At 54.7% G+C, this 18,716-nt stretch carries 17 protein-coding genes and 1 pseudogene; 8 read left to right on the top strand and 10 right to left on the bottom strand.

The window, feature by feature from the left end:
- Nucleotides 1-67: 67 nt before the first annotated feature.
- The 4 genes from ACSSVH_RS03550 to ACSSVH_RS03535 are packed head-to-tail and all read right to left on the bottom strand — an operon-like array spanning nucleotide 68 to nucleotide 4,778.
- On the bottom strand, nucleotides 68-499 hold the full coding sequence (locus ACSSVH_RS03550; protein ID WP_492634093.1) for an EcoRII N-terminal effector-binding domain-containing protein: 432 nt from the start codon (nucleotides 497-499) through the stop codon (nucleotides 68-70).
- On the bottom strand, nucleotides 496-2,316 hold the full coding sequence (locus ACSSVH_RS03545) for a DEAD/DEAH box helicase (protein WP_492634092.1): 1,821 nt from the start codon (nucleotides 2,314-2,316) through the stop codon (nucleotides 496-498). Before ACSSVH_RS03545 ends, ACSSVH_RS03550 begins: the two co-directional genes overlap by 4 nt.
- Entirely contained in the window at nucleotides 2,309-3,136 is an 828-nt protein-coding gene (locus tag ACSSVH_RS03540; protein WP_492634091.1) for an HNH endonuclease, read from the bottom strand. The genes ACSSVH_RS03545 and ACSSVH_RS03540 overlap by 8 nt, the downstream gene beginning before the upstream one ends.
- Nucleotide 3,137: 1 nt before the next feature.
- Complete coding sequence (locus tag ACSSVH_RS03535) at nucleotides 3,138-4,778, bottom strand: ATP-binding protein (RefSeq protein WP_492634090.1); 1,641 nt, start codon at nucleotides 4,776-4,778, stop codon at nucleotides 3,138-3,140.
- 588 nt (nucleotides 4,779-5,366) lie between these two features.
- On the opposite strand from ACSSVH_RS03535, the gene dcm reads away from it, so the two are divergent.
- The gene (dcm, locus tag ACSSVH_RS03530) at nucleotides 5,367-6,776 is read left to right on the top strand and encodes a DNA (cytosine-5-)-methyltransferase (RefSeq protein ID WP_492634089.1); all 1,410 of its coding nucleotides are present in this window, start codon (nucleotides 5,367-5,369) and stop codon (nucleotides 6,774-6,776) included.
- A 59-nt stretch (nucleotides 6,777-6,835) separates the two neighbouring features.
- The gene (locus tag ACSSVH_RS03525; protein WP_492634088.1) at nucleotides 6,836-7,291 is read left to right on the top strand and encodes a very short patch repair endonuclease; all 456 of its coding nucleotides are present in this window, start codon (nucleotides 6,836-6,838) and stop codon (nucleotides 7,289-7,291) included.
- Between the two features lie 876 nt (nucleotides 7,292-8,167).
- On the opposite strand, the gene ACSSVH_RS03520 is transcribed toward ACSSVH_RS03525, so the two are convergent.
- Nucleotides 8,168-8,515: a hypothetical protein gene (locus tag ACSSVH_RS03520; protein WP_492634087.1), complete on the bottom strand. Its 348-nt coding sequence runs from the start codon at nucleotides 8,513-8,515 to the stop codon at nucleotides 8,168-8,170.
- 140 nt (nucleotides 8,516-8,655) lie between these two features.
- Nucleotides 8,656-8,871, bottom strand: a pseudogene (locus tag ACSSVH_RS03515) (hypothetical protein); the annotation flags it as partial.
- Nucleotides 8,872-9,069: 198 nt separating this feature from the next.
- Here ACSSVH_RS03515 and ACSSVH_RS03510 point away from each other — a divergent pair.
- Nucleotides 9,070-9,417, top strand: coding sequence for a DUF3077 domain-containing protein (locus tag ACSSVH_RS03510; RefSeq protein ID WP_492634086.1), 348 nt, complete (start codon nucleotides 9,070-9,072; stop codon nucleotides 9,415-9,417).
- Between the two features lie 207 nt (nucleotides 9,418-9,624).
- Here ACSSVH_RS03510 and ACSSVH_RS03505 read toward each other — a convergent pair whose 3' ends face one another.
- Complete coding sequence (locus ACSSVH_RS03505) at nucleotides 9,625-10,053, bottom strand: TOBE domain-containing protein (protein ID WP_492634085.1); 429 nt, start codon at nucleotides 10,051-10,053, stop codon at nucleotides 9,625-9,627.
- Between the two features lie 94 nt (nucleotides 10,054-10,147).
- Nucleotides 10,148-10,501 (bottom strand): gamma-glutamylcyclotransferase family protein, encoded by a 354-nt coding sequence (locus tag ACSSVH_RS03500; RefSeq protein WP_169955100.1) that lies wholly within the window; start codon nucleotides 10,499-10,501, stop codon nucleotides 10,148-10,150.
- A 116-nt stretch (nucleotides 10,502-10,617) separates the two neighbouring features.
- Between ACSSVH_RS03500 and ACSSVH_RS03495 the strand changes: the two genes are divergently transcribed.
- On the top strand, nucleotides 10,618-11,271 hold the full coding sequence (locus tag ACSSVH_RS03495) for a TetR/AcrR family transcriptional regulator (protein WP_172314632.1): 654 nt from the start codon (nucleotides 10,618-10,620) through the stop codon (nucleotides 11,269-11,271).
- Here ACSSVH_RS03495 and ACSSVH_RS03490 read toward each other — a convergent pair.
- Nucleotides 11,265-11,564, bottom strand: a complete 300-nt coding sequence (locus tag ACSSVH_RS03490; RefSeq protein ID WP_172314630.1) for a hypothetical protein — start codon at nucleotides 11,562-11,564, stop codon at nucleotides 11,265-11,267. The genes ACSSVH_RS03495 and ACSSVH_RS03490 overlap by 7 nt on opposite strands.
- Before the next feature lie 189 nt (nucleotides 11,565-11,753).
- On the opposite strand from ACSSVH_RS03490, the gene ACSSVH_RS03485 reads away from it, so the two are divergent.
- Genes ACSSVH_RS03485 through dapF form a run of 4 tightly spaced genes read left to right on the top strand, consistent with a single transcriptional unit; the run spans nucleotide 11,754 to nucleotide 16,293 of the window.
- A complete protein-coding gene (locus ACSSVH_RS03485; RefSeq protein WP_169955103.1) occupies nucleotides 11,754-13,097 on the top strand; it encodes a GntT/GntP/DsdX family permease in 1,344 nt (447 codons plus the stop codon).
- Nucleotides 13,098-13,123: 26 nt separating this feature from the next.
- A complete protein-coding gene (dsdA, locus tag ACSSVH_RS03480) occupies nucleotides 13,124-14,479 on the top strand; it encodes a D-serine ammonia-lyase (RefSeq protein WP_170043647.1) in 1,356 nt (451 codons plus the stop codon).
- Nucleotides 14,480-14,512: 33 nt separating this feature from the next.
- Nucleotides 14,513-15,448: a DNA-binding transcriptional regulator DsdC gene (dsdC, locus tag ACSSVH_RS03475; RefSeq protein ID WP_169955105.1), complete on the top strand. Its 936-nt coding sequence runs from the start codon at nucleotides 14,513-14,515 to the stop codon at nucleotides 15,446-15,448.
- A gap of 44 nt (nucleotides 15,449-15,492) precedes the next feature.
- Nucleotides 15,493-16,293 carry a diaminopimelate epimerase gene (gene dapF / locus ACSSVH_RS03470; RefSeq protein WP_492634084.1) on the top strand — a complete coding sequence of 267 codons (801 nt, stop codon included), beginning with the start codon at nucleotides 15,493-15,495 and terminating at the stop codon, nucleotides 16,291-16,293.
- Here dapF and ACSSVH_RS03465 read toward each other — a convergent pair.
- A complete protein-coding gene (locus tag ACSSVH_RS03465; RefSeq protein WP_492634083.1) occupies nucleotides 16,290-18,698 on the bottom strand; it encodes a TonB-dependent siderophore receptor in 2,409 nt (802 codons plus the stop codon). The two genes, dapF and ACSSVH_RS03465, sit on opposite strands and share 4 nt — an antisense overlap.
- Between the last annotated feature and the right edge of the window lie 18 nt (nucleotides 18,699-18,716).

Here is an 18,716-nt window from a genome sequence, read left to right as displayed (position 1 = left end):
AGCCGTTAGAAAAATCGCGACAACGCCTAAAATATTTTTTGCAATACCATCCATACGATTTACAACTTTAATGAACTCTATTCCAACCACGAAGCTTGATACGCACGGGCTCATCGGTTTTAACCTCATTAACAGATGCAGGAATTACTCTGACAAAATACTCTAGCTCTCCTTGCTTCCCACTTATCTCAAAGGTATCGCCCTCCTTAGCCCCCACATTCCGCAACCACGCTGTCATGTAAGTCACACGGTATTCGTTCCTTGTCCCCCCATCATCATGGAGTTTGTTATTGTAATAACGGAACTTGAACCGCTGAAGCACGGAGTTCTCGTCAACGCAATCAAGCCACGCGTTCGGGTTCTTGACACTAGGATCGAGGGAAGGGAGAAACTCAAGAAGCTCAGTCTCACTTTTTGGAATTAATATCCCCCCCTGATGCCCACCTGTGCTACCGACGTCGTTTGCGCTTAATATCTTTCGAAAAATAATTTTGCTCATGAAGTTATCCTCGGTTCAATGCTGAGCGCGTGCCTCAGATCCTCTTTGTCCCGGGTCGAGAGAGGCGTGATTTCGTTACCCAGCTCCTGCTTCCATGTCGATCGGTCCAACATGACGCGCTCGACTGTGTTCTCAAAATAGAGCCGGTAAACACTCACAGGCATAGTCTGTCCTCGACGGTGTGCCCTTGCACTTGCCTGAGCCTCTAAGGCCGGATTCCAGACAGGAGTAAAGTGAATTACAACTGTGGCAGCTGTAATGTTCAGCCCGGCTCCGGCAGCTTTAGGGTTTAAGATAAGGCATCCAGGACCATCATATGCGGAGAACTCATCGATAATCTTCTGTCGGTCGGCTTGAGACGTCGAGCCATTAATCGCCCCCCAGTAAGCAGTCGGGAGCTCTGACCCCGCCTCTTTGATCAGATCTCCAACCCTGTTAAATAGGGCAAAAATGAGAACTTTTGTGCCATTCACGAAAGCTTCCCGCAGAAGCTCCACCGTGCGCTCCATCTTGGGAGTCACTAAGGGCAAACCTGCTGCTCGATGAATCTCTGCAAACTCCTCATCATCAACTGGATCAACCTGTCTCAGCCAAGGGTGAGCGCAGACCAGCTGCAGTTGAAGAGTTGCAACCAAGGCTCCGGCTACAGGATAACGGGCCAGGGTTTGCTCTCGGACCTTGCAGTAGTGCTCGGCAAGATGTGTATCTAATTCGAGAGGCACATCAATGTTGATTCGTTCTGGCAGGTCTCCAGCGACATCGATGACGCGCCTTTTCAGAATGACCGGATCCGTAATGGCGCCTAAAGCATTTGCCGAGTCCAACGTATCTGGATAACACCTTTCAAACTCCACTCGACTCCCAAGTATTCCCGGGATCGAAAAGTCCATCAACGACCACAAATCTAGAAGCGTGTTCTCTACAGGAGTACCTGTCATAGGGATGGTATTACGCCTTGAAATCTTGGCTACAGCTTGCCTGCGATAAGAGTCCGGATTTTTGAGTGCTTGAGCTTCATCGCAGATCAACCAAGACCATTCAAAAGCCGAGAAAATCGCAATATCATTAACCATCGTGTCATAGGTAGTAATAACTACATTGCTTTTCCGCAGCCCACTGTAAATCCCTGTCCTATATGGGCCACGATGTACCGCGACAGACAAGGATGGTGCGAACCTCTCTATCTCACGTACCCAATTGGCGATCAGGCTGGTTGTGCAGATAATTAGAGCTGGCGATATGTTGCTAGGACGACTCATCAGTAACAATGCAATGATTTGCAGCGTCTTCCCGAGGCCCATCTCGTCCGCAAGGATCAAGCCTCTCGTCCGCGAGACTGTATCCCACATCCATTGGACTCCTTGTGCCTGATAAGGGAACAATGAAGCATTAAGCCCCGAAATTTCAATTGAAACTGGCAGCTCTGCAGCCGATAAACGCCCTGATGTATTGAATTTTTCGGATGCGGAAATTGGCAGAGGACCTTCTTCCGTGCGCAATAAGCTAATTGCTTCACTGTAAGAAAGATCTTCCTCGTTTCTGTTGCCAAGCGCTGCGAGAAAAGCACTCGGCGCATTGTTAGGAAGAGCCCGAAGAGTGTCTCCATCTATAACCCAGTTGTGCTCTTTAGTGGGGGCTCGCAATAGATGTCGAATGCCACGAATGACTCTAATACCGACAAGGTCAGCAGTGATCCTGTCATCCTTGCGATCGATTAGGATTTCAGGATCGAGCACACGGTCAGAAAGCACCAACCCCTCAGGGGGAGACTCGGCTAGCACAGCGAAGGATATCGATAATGAAGAGGTTTCAGGCACGGAGCGACTCCAAGATACTGGACAGTTCTGAAGGACTCAGAGGCCAAGGGCGACGAGTATGAACAGCTCGATGGCAGTTCGGACAAAGAGGAACCAAATCGCTCTCAGGATCGTATGGACGTGGTTTTTCTAGCATCGATACTGGCTCGAGATGATGTACCTCGATAATCCCCCCCGCCTCCCCGTAAATGCTCGATGGGTCCAGCCCACAAGCCTTGCAAACATGCCCGTGGATACGAAGACAAAGCAACCTACTTCTGGGATTGCGTTCGCGACGTGAAACGGTGATTTGACTAAGGCCTCCCTCCACTTCAGGAATATTAGAGTCGGCTGGATTTTCGACTTGGTCATAACCGATGAGCTCTGCCATAGCAGCCATTAACGGCACAATAATTTCACTACATGTAATTACAACTGCTTCATCGCTATCGGGGACAAGATTTTGATGACGGTAATCCGCAATGATTTCAAAAGACCCAGCAGTGACGCTCCAGCCATCTAGTGTTTGCCCAGAAATAGTTAGCTCTGATACGGTCGCGACCGATCGAACAAGAGCGCGGGCCAACACCAACTCTTCAGCTTGGGCAGCCGCAATCTGGGCAATGACTCTTGATGAAAATAGGCCAAACGTAAGTTTGACACGATGGGTGAGAAGCCCATACGGCTTAAGTTCTGCTATAGGGCCATGCTTCTCGTCAAGATCATCGAACCACATTTTAAGACCTTGACGCCCCCCGGCAACGAAGGGCTTCACGGTAATTGCCGCTCCGGTCCCTTCGGCTAAAACTCGAGCGATGAGTGACTTGTGCCGATTGAGCATGTTACTCCTCAAGCTCACTCAAATCAGTTTCACCGGGCATCGGCACAGTACGTAAGAGTTTACGTAAATTGGACGAGACCACCTCTCGAATATCACTGAAAATCGCGGCAGTTTCTTCGTTTGAATAATCCAGTTCAGCAACGGAAAATGCCCAGAGGAGCAAATCCATACCCTGAACAGCGTAACCACCAGAACCTGCACGCAAATAGATTTTTTGATAGAAATCATGGTGCTTGTTTATCTCGACGCCTGGAACATGACCGACAGTTCCAGTGCTTCGCAACGCGGGGACCCAGAGCTCGCCAGAGGTGATGCTATTAACGGCATCTACAAATAAGCTATCCGGCCCGACGTTATTCTGAACGGGCTGCCGAATTTGGATCCTTGACCCCATGCGGTTTGTGATAGATGCGGTTTGATTCTCAGCATCGACTTCCTCGATAACCGGCATCTTGGCAGTTGGAGTCTCAGCGATGCTTACGTTTGCTGGAGTGTGATTCAGGATTGCTTTAGCCGCTAGATCCTTCTCTTTTCGGCGATAACGATTCTCGGCTTCCCGCCGCGCATTACGGAGAAGTTCAAAGAGGTACTCCTCAATTGCGGGATCGAACAGGATGCGAGACTTTTTAACATCTACGTAGAAGGCCGAGTCAAGGTCATGCCCGAAGTCGAACTCGATTCGTAATAGGGACATGTGCGGCTCGAAACTCCCTTGCGCACCAAACACCCCCAACCAGCCCCCCTCATTGATCAATCGTCCCTCACGATAGATGTAAAAGCCCTGCCCACGATTCGAAATCTTGGCTTTGGCCTTTTCCTCTGGGTTCAATGTGGTCGAGTTTGGCAGGATCCATGCTCGGATAGTTGCTTTACCATCGCTGTCTCCATCAGCAGTCGCTACATCAATCACCTGCTGTGATTCTGCCAATACCTGCTCGGACTTTTCAGGGTAAAAAGGGTTCCACGGCTGAACAGGATCATCGTTCACAGCAATATTTATGCTGCGCTGCCGGGTGTCCGTCGAGTCGAGGAATCGATGATAAATCAAGCCAATATGCTCTTTAAGACGCCCCGACAGCCGTTTTATTGCCCTCTGCTCATTCGTTCCACCTGGCTCATCGTAGTTCTTGGATAGAAGACGGTCGCATCCAGACCATACGACAAGCGTCCCTTTTTCGCCGCAAAGCTCATCCCAAGCATCCTGTTCATGATGCTCTAGCGGCTCTCGCAGCATTTCCCATTTGCCAGTACTCTCAACATGGTCGAGGTCCCAAGCGAGCTTTGCCAGTGGTAAAGAAGGTGACTTTCGGGAAATGACAGTGAATCTACGACACACAGAGCTAGATGCAGTTTTCAGTCCAAGGCCAAATTTCCCCAAGCTGGCTTTATTATCCCGCTCAGGCGCGCCATAACGCAGTGCATTATGGATCCCGGCTGCATCCATACCGTCACCATTGTCCGCGAAATAAACAAACTTCCTACCCTCTTGCGTCATAGAGATTCTGACACTTACTTCATCCGCATTTGCAGCTATCGAGTTGTCAATAATGTCTGCAGATGCAGTCAAAAAGCTGTATCCGGTGTCGCGAAGCCCGAAAATGAGACGAGATGCATTCGGCTCATTAATTAGATCGTTGTCCATTACAACCCCTATTTCCACTCGTCGGCTTTCGACGAGAATATGATTACATAGGCCACTGCACGGCTACGGCCAATAGCTTTCCATGCATTTTCATAAGCTGGCTGCCAACAAATACTCATTGAAGGCTTCACGCCCAACCAGCACAAAGCAAAAACAAGAAACCTTGTCAAGACCTAGAGGCTTCTATCTCCACATGCGAGTCTACACACCTCTAAAAGTACCACTGTCAGGAATGTCGACTCCAGACCACTCGTACACACAAGAACCAATAGTGGCCAATTATCACTACTAGGTAAAGCCCGATTGGCTGAGCGAGGCCGCCGGAGTTTTTACCTTTACGTCACAATTGTTAATGGAATTACCTCACCTCGCATAAAGGAAATCGACACAGCATGTCCACAAAAGCCCCCACACACGCACACTGTTTGCATATACAGTACAATATCACCCGCCGAGCACCAAAAATCACCTAGGACCTGCATACTGAATGTTTGGGCCTCTAGGGGAAGATATTAATTTACATCTCCATCTATAGGGATAGAATGGTGACAATCCGTCACAGATTTTACCCAGAGGAAAGCAGGACTCATGAACCTTTTCGAAAGCGCAACTCCTGAATCTGCTCAACTGGGATTACCTACAGCTCGATCACAAAAAGCAGAAGACCTCGCCCTGGTGCACAAGCTTTTAGAAATTTATGACCAAGGTACGCTTGCTGCAAAGCTCAAGGAAATTGACTCACCGCATTGCCGTGAGACTATAAATCGGTGGGTCAAAGGCAAAGCCACACCTCGCCTGAACCATGCGGAATACGTCTACCTACAGTCTCTTCTTCCACCCAAACCTACAAAAAAAACCTCTTTCACCTTTATCGATCTATTTGCCGGTATCGGGGGAATTCGAAAAGGATTTGAAGCCATTGGTGGCGAGTGTGTATTCACTTCCGAGTGGAACCCTTACGCAGTCCGTACCTACAAGGCAAACCACTACTGTGACCCGGAGCGTCACCGATTCAATCAAGACATCCGGACCGTTACCCTGTCCGACAAACTGGACGTGAGTGAGGAAGAGGCTTACCAAAATATCGATCGCGAAATTCCGGATCATGATGTTCTGTTAGCCGGCTTCCCTTGCCAGCCGTTCTCCCTAGCAGGTGTATCCAAGAAGAACTCTCTTGGCCGCAAGCATGGGTTTGAGTGCGAAACACAAGGGACCCTGTTTTTTGACGTAGCTCGGATTATTAAAGCCAAGCGCCCGGCTGCATTCCTGCTGGAGAACGTCAAAAACCTGAAAAGCCATGACAAGGGCAATACATTCCGCATCATTTGCGAAGCGCTGGATGAGCTCGGTTATGAAGTTGCCGACGTCAACGCGCCAAAGGGTTCAGACCCTAAGGTGATCGACGCCAAAAACTTCGTGCCGCAGCATCGGGAACGTATCGTACTTGTAGGTTTTCGCCGCGACTTGGATATTCATGACGGCTTCACATTGCGAGATATCGACAAGCTGATACCTAAACAGCGTCCAACCTTCGGCGACATTCTGGAACCGAAGGAAGCAGTGGACAGCAAGTACATCCTCACGCCGAAACTTTGGGATTACCTTTATAGGTACGCCGAGAAGCACCGCCAGAAAGGCAATGGCTTCGGGTTTGGCTTGACGAGGCCGGATGATATTGCACGCACTCTCTCGGCCAGATACCACAAAGACGGTTCAGAGATTCTGGTTGACCGCGGTTTTTCAGAGAGGCTTGATTTTAATAGCGAACTGAATCAGCTCAACCGCCCACGCAGACTCACGCCTCACGAGTGCTCCCGTTTGATGGGCTTCGATAAACCTGGCGAAAGCAAATTCGTTATTCCGGTTTCGGATACACAAGCGTATCGTCAATTCGGTAACTCGGTTGCCGTTCCCGTATTCGAAGCGGTAGCGCGACTGATGAAAGTCCGAATTTTAGCTGCGAAAGCCAAAACCACAGGCCCTAAACAGCAGCGATAAGCAGGCCCCGGAGTTTTCCAGCAGCTCGGGGCCATCAGTGCCCCGACACGGAGGACACCGTGACTGATGTTGTCGATGTAGAAACCCGCTCTAGGATGATGGCGAAAATCCGGAGCAAAAACACCTCACCCGAACTCTTGATTCGAAAAGCCCTACACGCCAGAGGCTTTCGTTTTCGCGTGCATGTAAAAAATCTACCGGGAACACCTGATCTTGTATTGCCGAAATATAACGCTGCCATTTTTATCCACGGCTGCTTCTGGCACGGCCACAATTGCCGATATTTCAAAGTACCCCAAACCCGGCCGGAATTCTGGATTGATAAAATTGGTAAAAACAAAGAACGCGACGAGCGCCAATTGGCAGCTATCCAAGCCCTTAACTGGCGGGTACTTGTTATTTGGGAGTGTGCCGTGCGCACCATGAACAAGGACAAAACGTCATTATTAATTGATGAAACTATTTCTTGGCTCTTACAAGGCCAAAAGTTTTCAAAAATAGACGAAGCCCATTAGGAAATATCATAAACAAAAACTGGAAACCTTATCCCCCTAAGACATTAGCATCCTGCTAATATCTATAAGCTTGAATTCATAGCCCTACTATAGCCGATAACGTTCAAACTCGAAAAAATACTTAATTAATTAAGCACATTACACTTCCGCAGAATTAATTACGACGCCGAGCTGCAGCCACAAGAGTTAAAGGTCTGTTGTGGAAACGATTTTAAAACTAACGCACGCCCTCCTCTGCTGCCTCGGGCTTGCAAAAAAGCATAATGACTGCAATTATAATTACAAGTTCTAAAAACCATCGACCCCATCAATGTCGAGCTCAAGGCACACGATCACGAAGTAAATATTCCCTGCATTGAAGCAGTAAGCTCTCTTAATTTTACTGTCGTAGTCAGTGCACGAAGGCCGAGAATATCCTAAAGACCCTAAAGATGGGGGCTTCATTATTTTTGACTGGTTGCAATATCAGGGTGAGTAGCACGTAACTTAAAACTGAGCTCTTCAAAACCATATTTCGGTAATTCTGAGCCGTCGCACTTAGCGACTATTGTTCACGACCATCAAGAATTATAATATTAAAAAATTTAAACCAACAAAAAAAATCATCCAGAACATACCCCTAATTAGCCGAGAAGCCAATTAGAACTTTGACATTACAAAACTAACAGCCAACAATATATTTTTACGAAAACTGGAAAAAGCAAACAGCTTAAATCTGCCATCACCACGCTAGAAAGCGGTGATGACAGTTATTCAAACGCCAAAAGCAACCAAATCACTTATTAGAAAACATAACATATAACTTCCAGCCAACACAATAGACAGCCAAGAAATGAAATGACAACTTTCAAACCTGGAAATGCAAAAGCATACCAACTACTTAAGCAAAATCAAGTTCAAAACCCCACTTCGATCAAGACCAATCATCATATTATCACCTTGAGTAGCGCTAGACATGACAGCATTTGTCTGGAAATACAGTCTAAATTCTGCTGAACGACTATCATCATTCTCTCTTGCGTCATACCAAGTAACGTTAACCACTGCACGAATACTTGTACCTCGAATCGTAAAAACAGACTCCAAAGTTTTCCGCTCAAGCCCTAAAAAAGATTTCAACTGTGCCACACCATTAAACTCATGCTGGTTAGATGCACTAGGAGTGCACTCAACCAGCGACAACGTTTTTAAGCACGCTGGTTCCAACAACACTGCGCCATTCATAATACTTCCTTATTGAAGATCTTTTATAAATTATAGCTACTTGATGCAAAGCATGGCCTTTAGCCATGAAAACATGCTATCACACGTTCCTGTCAATAGGTGCCCACTCAACACAGTCAAAGGCAACGCGCTCAACGTCTTCGGTAGAGGCCTACCAACTCTTCCGGATAATTCTGCACCACGCGGTGCAGGATGCCCAAGTTTCCGTCAATGCTGTTGATTTCGTTAAGTATTTCGCACGGCGCGGGCTTTAGACGCAGGAACTAGAGCGCCTCGCAACCGGCGAAGGCTTCGACGTAACATTCGTAGGATGGGAATAGTGGAATGAGGCGGTCAGCTAGTCCGCTTCTGGCCAAGGCTGTGTAAAAACGTTTTTGAGCGCAACAGGTACTCAAAACCGGACTAGAAATCGTGCTTCTACGCGAATCCATATCTGCTGACGTGCCGATAAATTTCAGATTTAACGTAGCTACGCATACTTCAATTTTGGCGAAGCTTTTTTACAGACTCTGGGCCGAGTACGGACTGTCGAAGTCCCCCTTACCCGTTGAGGCATGATAGGGGGTGGAGCACGATTTTGTTCCCGCCGACCCTCGCCTAATCCCGGTCTGCCTCCCGGGAACCTTTCGCCACAGATCCTGCCTTCCAGCCTCAACCTCTCCAGCGCTCCCTTGCACCGGTTCTTCCGCGTTAATTCAGGCGTGCCCATCCACGATGACCTCGAGCATGCCTTCGAGCTTCTCCACCGCTCAAAACTGCTGGCGTTGGATGCGGCGATGGACACGAGCACGAATCGCTATGCCTCGGGGTGCATTATTTGGGCTAGATGGCGAAGGCGGTGGTGGATAACTTGGCGAATAGAATATTGCCGAAAGGGGGGAGGGAGATCAGTGGGTGTGTAAGGCAGGTGGTTTGATGGTGTTGGGGCGGGCGGCGGGCTACGTGAGGTATTCCAATTGGTATTCCAAGCAAAATACAAAAAAAACGTAACCGCAAATAATCAATAGCATAAGAAGCCAATTCAAATCACCCCGGCTCATCATCTAAAGACGCCAAGAACGTCTTTTTTCACCCCACAATTAATCCTATCCCCATCCCCCCAAAAAACCTCAACCCCGCACCCCCAAAATAATATGCGAAGCCTTAATCACCGCAGTAGCACCAACGCCCGGCACCAGCCCCAGCTCTGCAACGGCATCGCGGGTGACGATGGAGTAGACCTTCGACCCTCCTGCCAACTCGATAACTACTTCAGCGTTGACCGCACCATCGTTGACGCTCAACACCTTGCCTTCCAGGCAGTTGCGCGCCGACAGGCGAATGTCGCTGGATTCGGTCATCAGCATCACCCACGGTGCCTTGATCAGGGCGAGTGCGTCTTTACCCACCGCAATTCCGAGGTTGCGGATGCTTTCCATGGTCACCACGGCAACCAGTTGCTCGCCGCCCGGTAGGGTCAATACCACTTCGGCGTTGACGGCCCCTGCCTGGACCTGGCTGACACGGCCGTTGAATACGTTGCGTGCACTGACTTTCATGAGAGAGGCCTTTTTTGACTTTTCAGTTAAGAACTCCAGCCATCATTACGCTTAGTGCTGTGTAAAGACAACGACAGCGATTCGCGCAGCAGGCTCAAGCCCGTACATACACCCAGGCCCGGCTGCCCGATTTGAGGGCCACGCTAACTCGTTTGTAGTCCGCCACCTCGTAGGCATCGGCGGCAATCAGTTCCTGCTGGGTAATCTCGAAAACAGTGCCGGCGATTTCATCCTGCAGGTTGGCGCTCTCCTGCACGATGGGATGATGGGTTTTCCCACTGGCGGCCAGCACTGCGGGGTCGGTGATTTCGACCAGTTGTTGCGTGTAACCGGGCAGCGTATCGGGGCGGCCCTTCAATTCGCGGCCAAAATTGGACAGCTGCACGGCCTTGTCCTGCAAGGTGCCGTAGGAAAACAACAGAACCGCTTGCTCGATGTCATGTGTCATGGGGTTTCCTTGGGTAAGTCTTCATAAAACCTGCCGCTGTTAGAAAGCGCAGGTCATTCGCTATGTAGTTTTGTATATTGCGATATTCGTCAATGATACAGCCATGAGCCCTCATCATGACCACCTCTAGCGCGCAAGAGGGTGCCGAGCGTTGCCGCACCCGTGAGCATCATCAACGTGTGATCCTGCAGGCTGCCTGCGAGGAATTCGCCGCCACAGGCTTCGACGCGACCCAGACCCGCACCATCGCCGCACGCGCCGGGGTCCCTAAGGCAAACCTCTATTACTACTTCCACAGTAAAGAAAACCTGTACGCCCAGGTGCTGCTCAGCTTTGTAGAGCCCCTGCTCCAGGCGTCTGCAGAACTGCGCGCCAGCGACGATCCGGTGGTGGCACTACAGGCCTATGTCCATGCCAGGATTCGCATCCTTGAGCAAAACCCGCTGACCTCGAAGGTCTTCAGCCACGAACTGCTACTTGGAGGCAAGCAACTCCCGGATGAATGCAGGGACCTGCTCCAGGCCGAGGTGCGGCGTAATGTCGAATGCCTGCGCAACTGGATCGACCGTGGCCTGCTCGGCCCTTTTGATCCGGAACACTTGATGCTGTTCATCTGGTCGGCAACGCGGACCTACACCAACCTCGGCTGGCAGATGTCGTTGATTACCGGCAAGCCAACACCCGACGACGCCGACTATGCGTGCGCGGCCGCGACTATTACGCGAATGGTGCTGCGCGGGGTAATCCCCGGTACACCGCCAGGTTACTGACCGCTCTCTTCACAAACAGCCTTCAACCCCAAGACGGTGGTCGGCGTGCTGCCAATATGCGTCTGCGTGGCAACCACCATATTGGCCCCGGTATCACCTTCCAGATGATATGGCTTGCCATCACAGGCCTTGGCGGCCTTTTGGTTGATGTTTTCCAACAAGCCTTCGCGGGAGTTAAAGATGCTGCCGTGGCTGGTGATCATGTATTGGCCGGGCGCGATTTCATTGACGCCGGTGAAGGTGCAACCCGTCAGGGCCAGGGCAATACATCCGCTTAACAGTAATGCTTTCAAGTACTCGAACTCCTGTAAGGGCCTGACGATTGCGCAGGCGCCGCGCATTGTCGAGCAATCGGCAGCCCCTGGCCATAAGTGAACAGGCTTCAACTAGCGCCTGACGAATCATCGTTTGTCCCCGCCATAGGCCTGAAATCTAATCCATCGCAAACAACTAACAATAACTGCGATGGAGCAGACCCACCCATGTCCCCTACCTTTTCTCTATTGATCCTCGGCGCGTCAATCCTGTTGATCGTCATGCTGATCGGTAAATGTCGCGTCCATCCATTCCTCGCCCTGATCGCCGCCAGCCTGCTGGTGGGTGTCGGCACGGGAATGACCCCCACCGCCATTGTCTCGGCATTTGAGAAGGGTATGGGCAGCACGCTCGGCTTTCTCGCCGGCATCATTGGGTTGGGCAGTATTCTCGGCAAGTTGCTGGAAGAGTCTGGCGGCGCCAAGCGCATTGCGACCACGCTGCTACGGCTGCTGGGTGAGCAGAACGCCGCGTGGGCGATGATGCTGGTGGGCTTTATTGCCGGGATTCCGGTGTTCTTCGAGGTGGGATTTGTGCTGCTGATCCCGCTGATTTATGTGGTTGCCCGTCAGACCCGGATCAACCTGCTGTACCTGGGCGTGCCGCTGGCGACCTCGCTGATGGTGGTGCACTGCATCCTGCCGCCGCACCCTGCCGCCACGGCCATTACCGGCATGCTCAATGCCGATATCGGCAAGGTGATTCTGTACGGGCTGATCGTCGGGTTGCCCACTGCCGTGATCGCCGGGCCGATCTGGGTCAAGCTGACCTGCGCGCGGCAGGCCCCGGCCGGCCAGGCGCAGTTCCTGGCCGAGCGCGGCGAAGGGAACATCGACGACAGCCAATCCCCCAGCTTCGCGATCGCGATGATCACCGTGCTGTTGCCCTTGGCGCTGATGGTGGGCAAAACCCTGGCCACCCCCTTGCTGGCCAAAGGCTCGATGGCGTTTGAGTGGGTATCTTTTATAGGCAACCCGCTGATTGCGCTCGTACTGTCGATTTGCTTTGCCTACTGGTCCCTGGGCCTGCGCCGTGGGCTGGGCATGGGCGACCTGCTTGACCTGACCCACCGCTGCTTCCCGCCACTGGCCGGCATTCTGCTGGTGATCGGTGCAGGTGGGGCGTTCAACGACATGCTGGTCGGCAGCGGCATCGGCAAAGTCCTGGCGGACGTGCTGGGCCAGTCCAACATCAACCCGATCCTCCTAGCGTGGCTGATCGCCGGGCTGATGCACTTCGCCGTGGGCTCGGCCACCGTCGCCATGATCAGCACCGCCGGCATGGTGCTGCCGATCCTCGGACAGAACCCGCAATACAGCCCCGAGATCCTGGTGATCGCCATCGGTGCCGGCGCCATCGGCTGGACCCACGTGACCGACTCGGCGTTCTGGGTCGTAAAAGAGTACCTGGGGATTTCCCTCTCCGAGGCCCTCAAGAAATTCACCGGCGCCACCGTGCTCGCCTCGGTAGCGGCCCTGGTCTTTACCCTGATTCTTTCCCGGTTTGTGTAATGAACCCCACCCCAAAGGCAGTTCCCATGATTCAAGGCAAAACCCTAGACGCCTGGTATGCAAGTCATCCCGTTATCCAGCAACTGGTCGCGCTTGAGCCGGTCAGTTGGTTCAACCCCGCGATCGCCCCGGCCGCTGTAGGGCTGGGGGATGTCGGCCTGACCCTGGACGATGTACAAGACGCCAGCGCGCGCCTGCTTCGCTTCGCGCCCTATCTCGCCAAGGTGTTCCCGGAGACGGCGGCGGCAGGCGGCATCATCGAGTCCGCGATCCAGCCGCTGAAGGCCATGCAGCACGCGCTGTTGAGCGAGGCCGCCCTCCCCGACAGCGGCGCGCTGTGGCTGAAAAAAGACAGCGACCTGCCGATCTCCGGCTCGATCAAGGCCCGTGGCGGTATCCATGAAGTGCTCAAGCACGCCGAAGACCTGGCCCTGCAGGCAGGCCTGATCACCCTCGACGACAACTACGCAGCCTTGGCCGGCGAGCGCGCACTGGCGTTTTTCAGCCAGTACAAAATCGCCGTGGGCTCCACCGGCAACCTGGGCCTGTCCATCGGCATCATCAGCGCCAAGCTGGGTTTCCAGGCGACGGTGCACATGTCCTCCGATGCCCGCCAATGGAAGAAGGACAAACTGCGCGCCAGCGGCGTGACGGTGGTGGAATACGCCTCTGACTACAGCGTTGCCGTGGAAAACGGCCGCCTGCAGGCGCAAAACGATCCGGCCTGCTATTTCATCGACGATGAAAACTCGCCCCACCTGTTCCTCGGCTATGCCGTGGCCGCCGAGCGCCTGGCCCGGCAATTCGACGTGGCGGGCGTGCGGGTAGACGCCGAGCACCCGCTGTTCGTGTATCTGCCCTGCGGTGTTGGCGGCGGCCCTGGTGGCGTGGCATTTGGCTTGAAGCTGGCGTTTGGCGATGCGGTGCATTGTGTGTTTGCCGAGCCGACCCACTCCCCATGCATGCTGCTCGGTGTGTACAGCGGGCTGCACGACCAGGTGAGCGTGCAGGACTTCGGCATCGACAACGTCACCGCGGCTGACGGCCTGGCAGTGGGCCGCCCCTCCGGCTTCGTCGGCAAGGCGATGCAGCGCCTGATCGATGGCTACTACACCGTCACCGACGAAGAGCTCTACCGCCTGATGTTCCTCGCCCACGACCTTGAAGGGGTAAAACTCGAACCTTCGGCCCTGGCCGGCGCGCCAGGCATTGTGCGGGTACTCAAGGACGCGCAGTATTTGCAGCGCATTGGCGTCGGTGCCGCACAACTGGCCAACGCCACGCACTTGATCTGGGGTACCGGCGGCAGCATGGTACCTGCGCAGGAGTACGCGACTTATCTGGATAAGGGGCGTGCTCTGCAAACGACAATCCACCGCTGATCGCCGGCGGCTGACGCGAAGAGGGATACCCACATGGCAGTACTTGGCCTGAGCAAAGCGCCCAAGCTCAACGGCGCCCACCTGTCCAACCTGCATACGTTCCTGGTCGCCGCCCGCCACCTCAGCTTCGCCCGCGCCGCCGACGAACTGTGCCTGACCGCCAGTGCGGTCAGTCACCGCATAGCGCGCCTGGAAGAAGAACTGTCGCTCAAGCTGTTCCATCGCTTGCCGCGCAAGGTCGACCTGACCGATGACGGCGAGCGCATTTTCAAGGTCATGCAGCACACCATGGACACCCTGTCCGAGGCTGTGCAGGAGCGTTCCGATACGCAGATCGAAGGCCAGCTGTGCTTCTACGCCAGGCCTTCCGTCGCGCAATGCTGGCTGGTGCCAAGGCTGGCCGATTTCACCGCCCGCTACCCCGGGATTCAACTGGATGTGCGGGTCGGCAACGAACCGATCGACTATCGCACCCGGCGCATTGACCTGGTGCTGTGCTACTCCAACGGCGAGCATCCGGGCCTGGCAAGCCTGCGCCTGATGCCCGAGCGGATTGCCCCGGTGTGCAGCCCGCAATATGCCCAGGCCCATGGCCTGATGGGGCACCCGGAACGCTTGGCACAGTGTACGGTGCTGCACGATGTGGCGGCATGGGACAACATTTCATTCGATGCAGAATGGCGTTTATGGCTGGATGCGGTGGGCGACAGCAGCCCATTGCCAAGCCGCTTCATGACCTTTGACCGCTCCGACTTGAGCACCCTCGCGGCAATCAACCACGCGGGCGTCGCCATCGGCCGCGAGCAACTGGTGCGCAAGCGCGTGCAGGATGGCGAGTTGGTACTGCCGTTCGGCGGGTTCAGCGAGGCGGTCAATTACGGTTACTACCTGGTCCACCCCGCCCACGAAACCCTGCCCAGACGGCTCAAGGCGCTGATCGACTGGCTGGTCGAGCAAGCGGACAATTGACGCCTCTACCCGCGCGTAAATCACGCTGACCTCAGGACTTCGCCATGCCGCTGAACTTTCACAAGATGCACGCCAATGGCGATGATTTTGTCGTTGTCGACGCACGCAACGCCACCAACCCTATCACCAGCGCCCTGGCCAAGCGCATGGGGGATCGCCACCGTGGGGTTGGCTTCAACCAACTGGCGGTGATGCTCGATTGCGACGATGCACAGGCGCGGGTGGAGTTCTGGAATGCCGATGGTTCTGCGCTGGATACCTGTGGCAGCGCCACGCGAGGGGTTGCCGAGCGCTTGATGCGCGAATCCAACAGCACCTCGGTGATACTGCGAACCAGCCGTGGCCTGCTTACCTGCGAACAAACCAGCAGCGGCGCGATTACCGTGAGCATGGGCGAACCGCTGCTCGGCTGGTCGCAGATCCCCTTGGCCACGGCCATGGATAGCCTACGGCTGCCACTGGCCGGAGAGCCCACCGCATGCAGCATGGGTAATCCGCACTGCACCTATTTTGTCGATGATCTGGCGAACATTGACATCGCGGCCGTCGGCTCGTTGATTGAAACCAACCCGCTGTTTCCCGCGCGCACGAATGTGCATTTCGTCAAAGTCATCAACCGCCGGCATATCCGGCTGCGCATTTGGGAGCGCGGTGGTGGCGTGCCGTTGGGGTCTGGCTCGTGCTCGTGTGGTGCGGCGATCAATGGGATACGTCGGGGGCTGCTGGACGATTGCGTTGAGGTTGAATGTGATGGGGGCAGCGTCACGGTGCAATGGCGTGGCACCGGCCCGGTGCTGCTTACCGGGCCGGTTGAATGGGTGTTTTCAGGGACGTTTGCGGCCTAGAAATCCCAGCGCGTAGTCACCATCACATTGCGCGGGTCGCCGTAATACGCCGAGTCGTAGAAGCCGATGTTGGTGTAGTACGCCTTGTCGAACAGGTTGTTGACGTTGAGCGTGGCCGACAGGTTTTCCGTCAGTTGATAACGGGCCATCAGGTCCACCAGCCAGTACGGGTCCTGGGTGAATTTTTCGCTCTGGCGCGTGCCGGGGTTGTTGACGTTTTGCCAACCGGCAGCCTGCCAACGCGCGCCACCGCCCAGGGTGAGTTTGTCCAGGCGGCCCTGGAGTTTGTAGCTGGTGTAGAAACTCAGTTGATCTTCCGGCTCCCAGGTGGCGACCTTTTTCTTGTCGGCATCGCGGGCGATCTTGTGGGTGTAGCCGGCCTGTAGCTGCCAGCCGGAGCTCAGTTCACCGGAGATTTCCGCTTCGTAGCCCTTGGTCTCGGTTTTAGTGCCGATGTAGGAGTAGTCCACGCCCGGCTGGGAGTTGTAGGCCGTATCAGCAACCGGGCGGTTTTTTTCGTGGACCTCGAAGTAAGCCAGGCTGGCGTTCAGGCGCCCGTCGAAGAACTCACTCTTGAGGCCCAGTTCGTAGTTCTTGCCTTCGTTGGGATCAAGCATGGTGCGCGTACGGTCGCGATACTGGGTTTGTGGCTGGAAGATTTCGGTGTAGCTGGCGTAGGCCGTGAAGTTGTCGTTGAGGTCGTAGGTCAGGCCGGCGTAGGGCACGACTTTGCCGTTTTCCTGGGTGTCGCTGGTGCCCGTGACCTGGTAGTTGGCGATGCGCGTGCCCAGCAGCAAGTGCAGGTCCTCCATCAGGCTGAAGCGCCCGGTGATGTAGCTGCCGGTCTGGCGCGTGGTTTCGTCGCTGATCCTGGTCGGTTGGTTCCACAGCGGCTCGATGGCTTCGCCGTGCCACTTGTAGAAGTCGTAGGAGTTGTCGAAATAGGTCGCGCTGCCGTAGTCCTTGCCCTTCCATTTGGAGATGGACAACGACTGGCCCACCACCAGTTGATGCTCACGACCAAACAACTCAAACGGCCCGGACGCGTACACATCGACGCTGTCACTGGTAGTCTCGCCGGTGTATTTACGCGCAAAGATCGAGCTGGCGGTCAGGGAGTCCTGGGAGATGTAGCCCAGGGGCGCGTTGTAGCCGTTGATCTGATGGTTGTACTGGCCCTTGGTCACCCAGCCATTGTCGAAGGTGTGTTCCAAGGTGGCGAACAGGGTGCGGGTGTACTGCTCCCAACTGCTCCACTTCGGCCCGTTGTTGAACGAGCGCGGCAGGTCCAGTTTGTTGCCGGCCGGGTCGAAGATGGTCCGCGTACCGGTCCAGCTGGAGCCTTTCGGGTCGCTGTCCTGATAGTCGGCGCCCAGGGTCAGCAGGGTGTCGGGATCAAGGTCGAATTCAAGGATGCCGTAGTAAACGCCGGTCTTGCGCGAATAGTGGTCGAGGAACGATTTTTTATCCTGGTACGCCGCCACCGCCCGGCCGCGCACGTTGCCGGTTTCGGTCAACGGGCCGCTGACGTCGATCTGCGAGCGGTAGTTGTCCCAGGAGCCGGCGCCCAGTTCGATGCTGCTCTTGAACTCCGAGGTCGGCTTCTTGCGAATCAGGTTGATGGTACCGCCCGGGCCGCCCGCGCCGGTGAGCAGGCCGGTGGCGCCCTTGAGCACTTCGACCCGGTCATACAGGGCCATGTCGGTCAGGGTCTGCCCCGCCGAGTACTGGGCGTCGCGCAGGGTGGGGATGCCGTCGTACTGGAAGTTGACGATGGAAAAACCACGGGAATAGTAGTTGGTGCGCTCGGTGTCGTAGGTCGACACGGTGATGCCGGGCGTGTGGCGCATCACGTCGTCGATGGCATTGAGGCCGAAGTCATCCATCACCTGGCGCGTGACCACCGAGATCGATTGCGGCGTTTCCCGTGGGGTGAGCACCATCCGCGTGGCGGTGGCAATCGTGCCCGGGGTATAGGAGCCAGTGCCTTCGGTGATCGAGCCCAACTGGTTGGCGCTGATCTGCGTGGCCTGCAATTGCACTTGCCCGTCTGCGACGGCCCGCGCCACCACGCGATAGCTGCCCTGCTCATACTCGGCCTGCAGGCCCAGCGGTGCCAGCAGGCGCTCAAGCCCCTCGGACAGGGCAAAACTGCCGTGCAAGCCCTGGCTGTGCACACCCTTGGCCAGCGCCGAATCGATAGCGATCATCACGCCCGCCTGATTGCCGAAAGCACCCAGCACGCGGTCCAGGCTGCCGGCAGCAATGTCGTAGGACTGGCGCGGGGCCTGTTCGGTAGCCGGTTGTGCAGTGGCGGCCATGGCGCCGTGGCTGGCCGTGGCCACGGTTAAACCAACGATGATGGCGCGCAGGGCGCTGGCAAGCGGAGTGACGCGGCTGTGCATAAAGACTGTCCTGTGGTG

This window comes from Pseudomonas sp. HC1(2025), from assembly GCF_058742075.1.
This window is presented reverse-complemented; position numbering and strand designations above follow the sequence as displayed.

Excerpts from the sequence above, each read along its gene's own strand:
- ACSSVH_RS03500 (WP_169955100.1), bottom strand. The coding sequence starts at position 10,501 with ATGACACATGACATCGAGCAAGCGGTTCTGTTGTTTTCCTACGGCACC.
- dapF (WP_492634084.1), top strand. The coding sequence starts at position 15,493 with ATGCCGCTGAACTTTCACAAGATGCACGCCAATGGCGATGATTTTGTC.
- ACSSVH_RS03510 (WP_492634086.1), top strand. The coding sequence starts at position 9,070 with ATGATAGGGGGTGGAGCACGATTTTGTTCCCGCCGACCCTCGCCTAAT.
- ACSSVH_RS03550 (WP_492634093.1), bottom strand. The coding sequence starts at position 499 with ATGAGCAAAATTATTTTTCGAAAGATATTAAGCGCAAACGACGTCGGT.
- ACSSVH_RS03485 (WP_169955103.1), top strand. The coding sequence starts at position 11,754 with ATGTCCCCTACCTTTTCTCTATTGATCCTCGGCGCGTCAATCCTGTTG.
- ACSSVH_RS03465 (WP_492634083.1), bottom strand. The coding sequence starts at position 18,698 with ATGCACAGCCGCGTCACTCCGCTTGCCAGCGCCCTGCGCGCCATCATC.
- ACSSVH_RS03520 (WP_492634087.1), bottom strand. The coding sequence starts at position 8,515 with ATGAATGGCGCAGTGTTGTTGGAACCAGCGTGCTTAAAAACGTTGTCG.
- dsdC (WP_169955105.1), top strand. The coding sequence starts at position 14,513 with ATGGCAGTACTTGGCCTGAGCAAAGCGCCCAAGCTCAACGGCGCCCAC.
- ACSSVH_RS03540 (WP_492634091.1), bottom strand. The coding sequence starts at position 3,136 with ATGCTCAATCGGCACAAGTCACTCATCGCTCGAGTTTTAGCCGAAGGG.
- ACSSVH_RS03535 (WP_492634090.1), bottom strand. The coding sequence starts at position 4,778 with ATGGACAACGATCTAATTAATGAGCCGAATGCATCTCGTCTCATTTTC.
- ACSSVH_RS03505 (WP_492634085.1), bottom strand. The coding sequence starts at position 10,053 with ATGAAAGTCAGTGCACGCAACGTATTCAACGGCCGTGTCAGCCAGGTC.
- ACSSVH_RS03495 (WP_172314632.1), top strand. The coding sequence starts at position 10,618 with ATGACCACCTCTAGCGCGCAAGAGGGTGCCGAGCGTTGCCGCACCCGT.
- dsdA (WP_170043647.1), top strand. The coding sequence starts at position 13,124 with ATGATTCAAGGCAAAACCCTAGACGCCTGGTATGCAAGTCATCCCGTT.
- dcm (WP_492634089.1), top strand. The coding sequence starts at position 5,367 with ATGAACCTTTTCGAAAGCGCAACTCCTGAATCTGCTCAACTGGGATTA.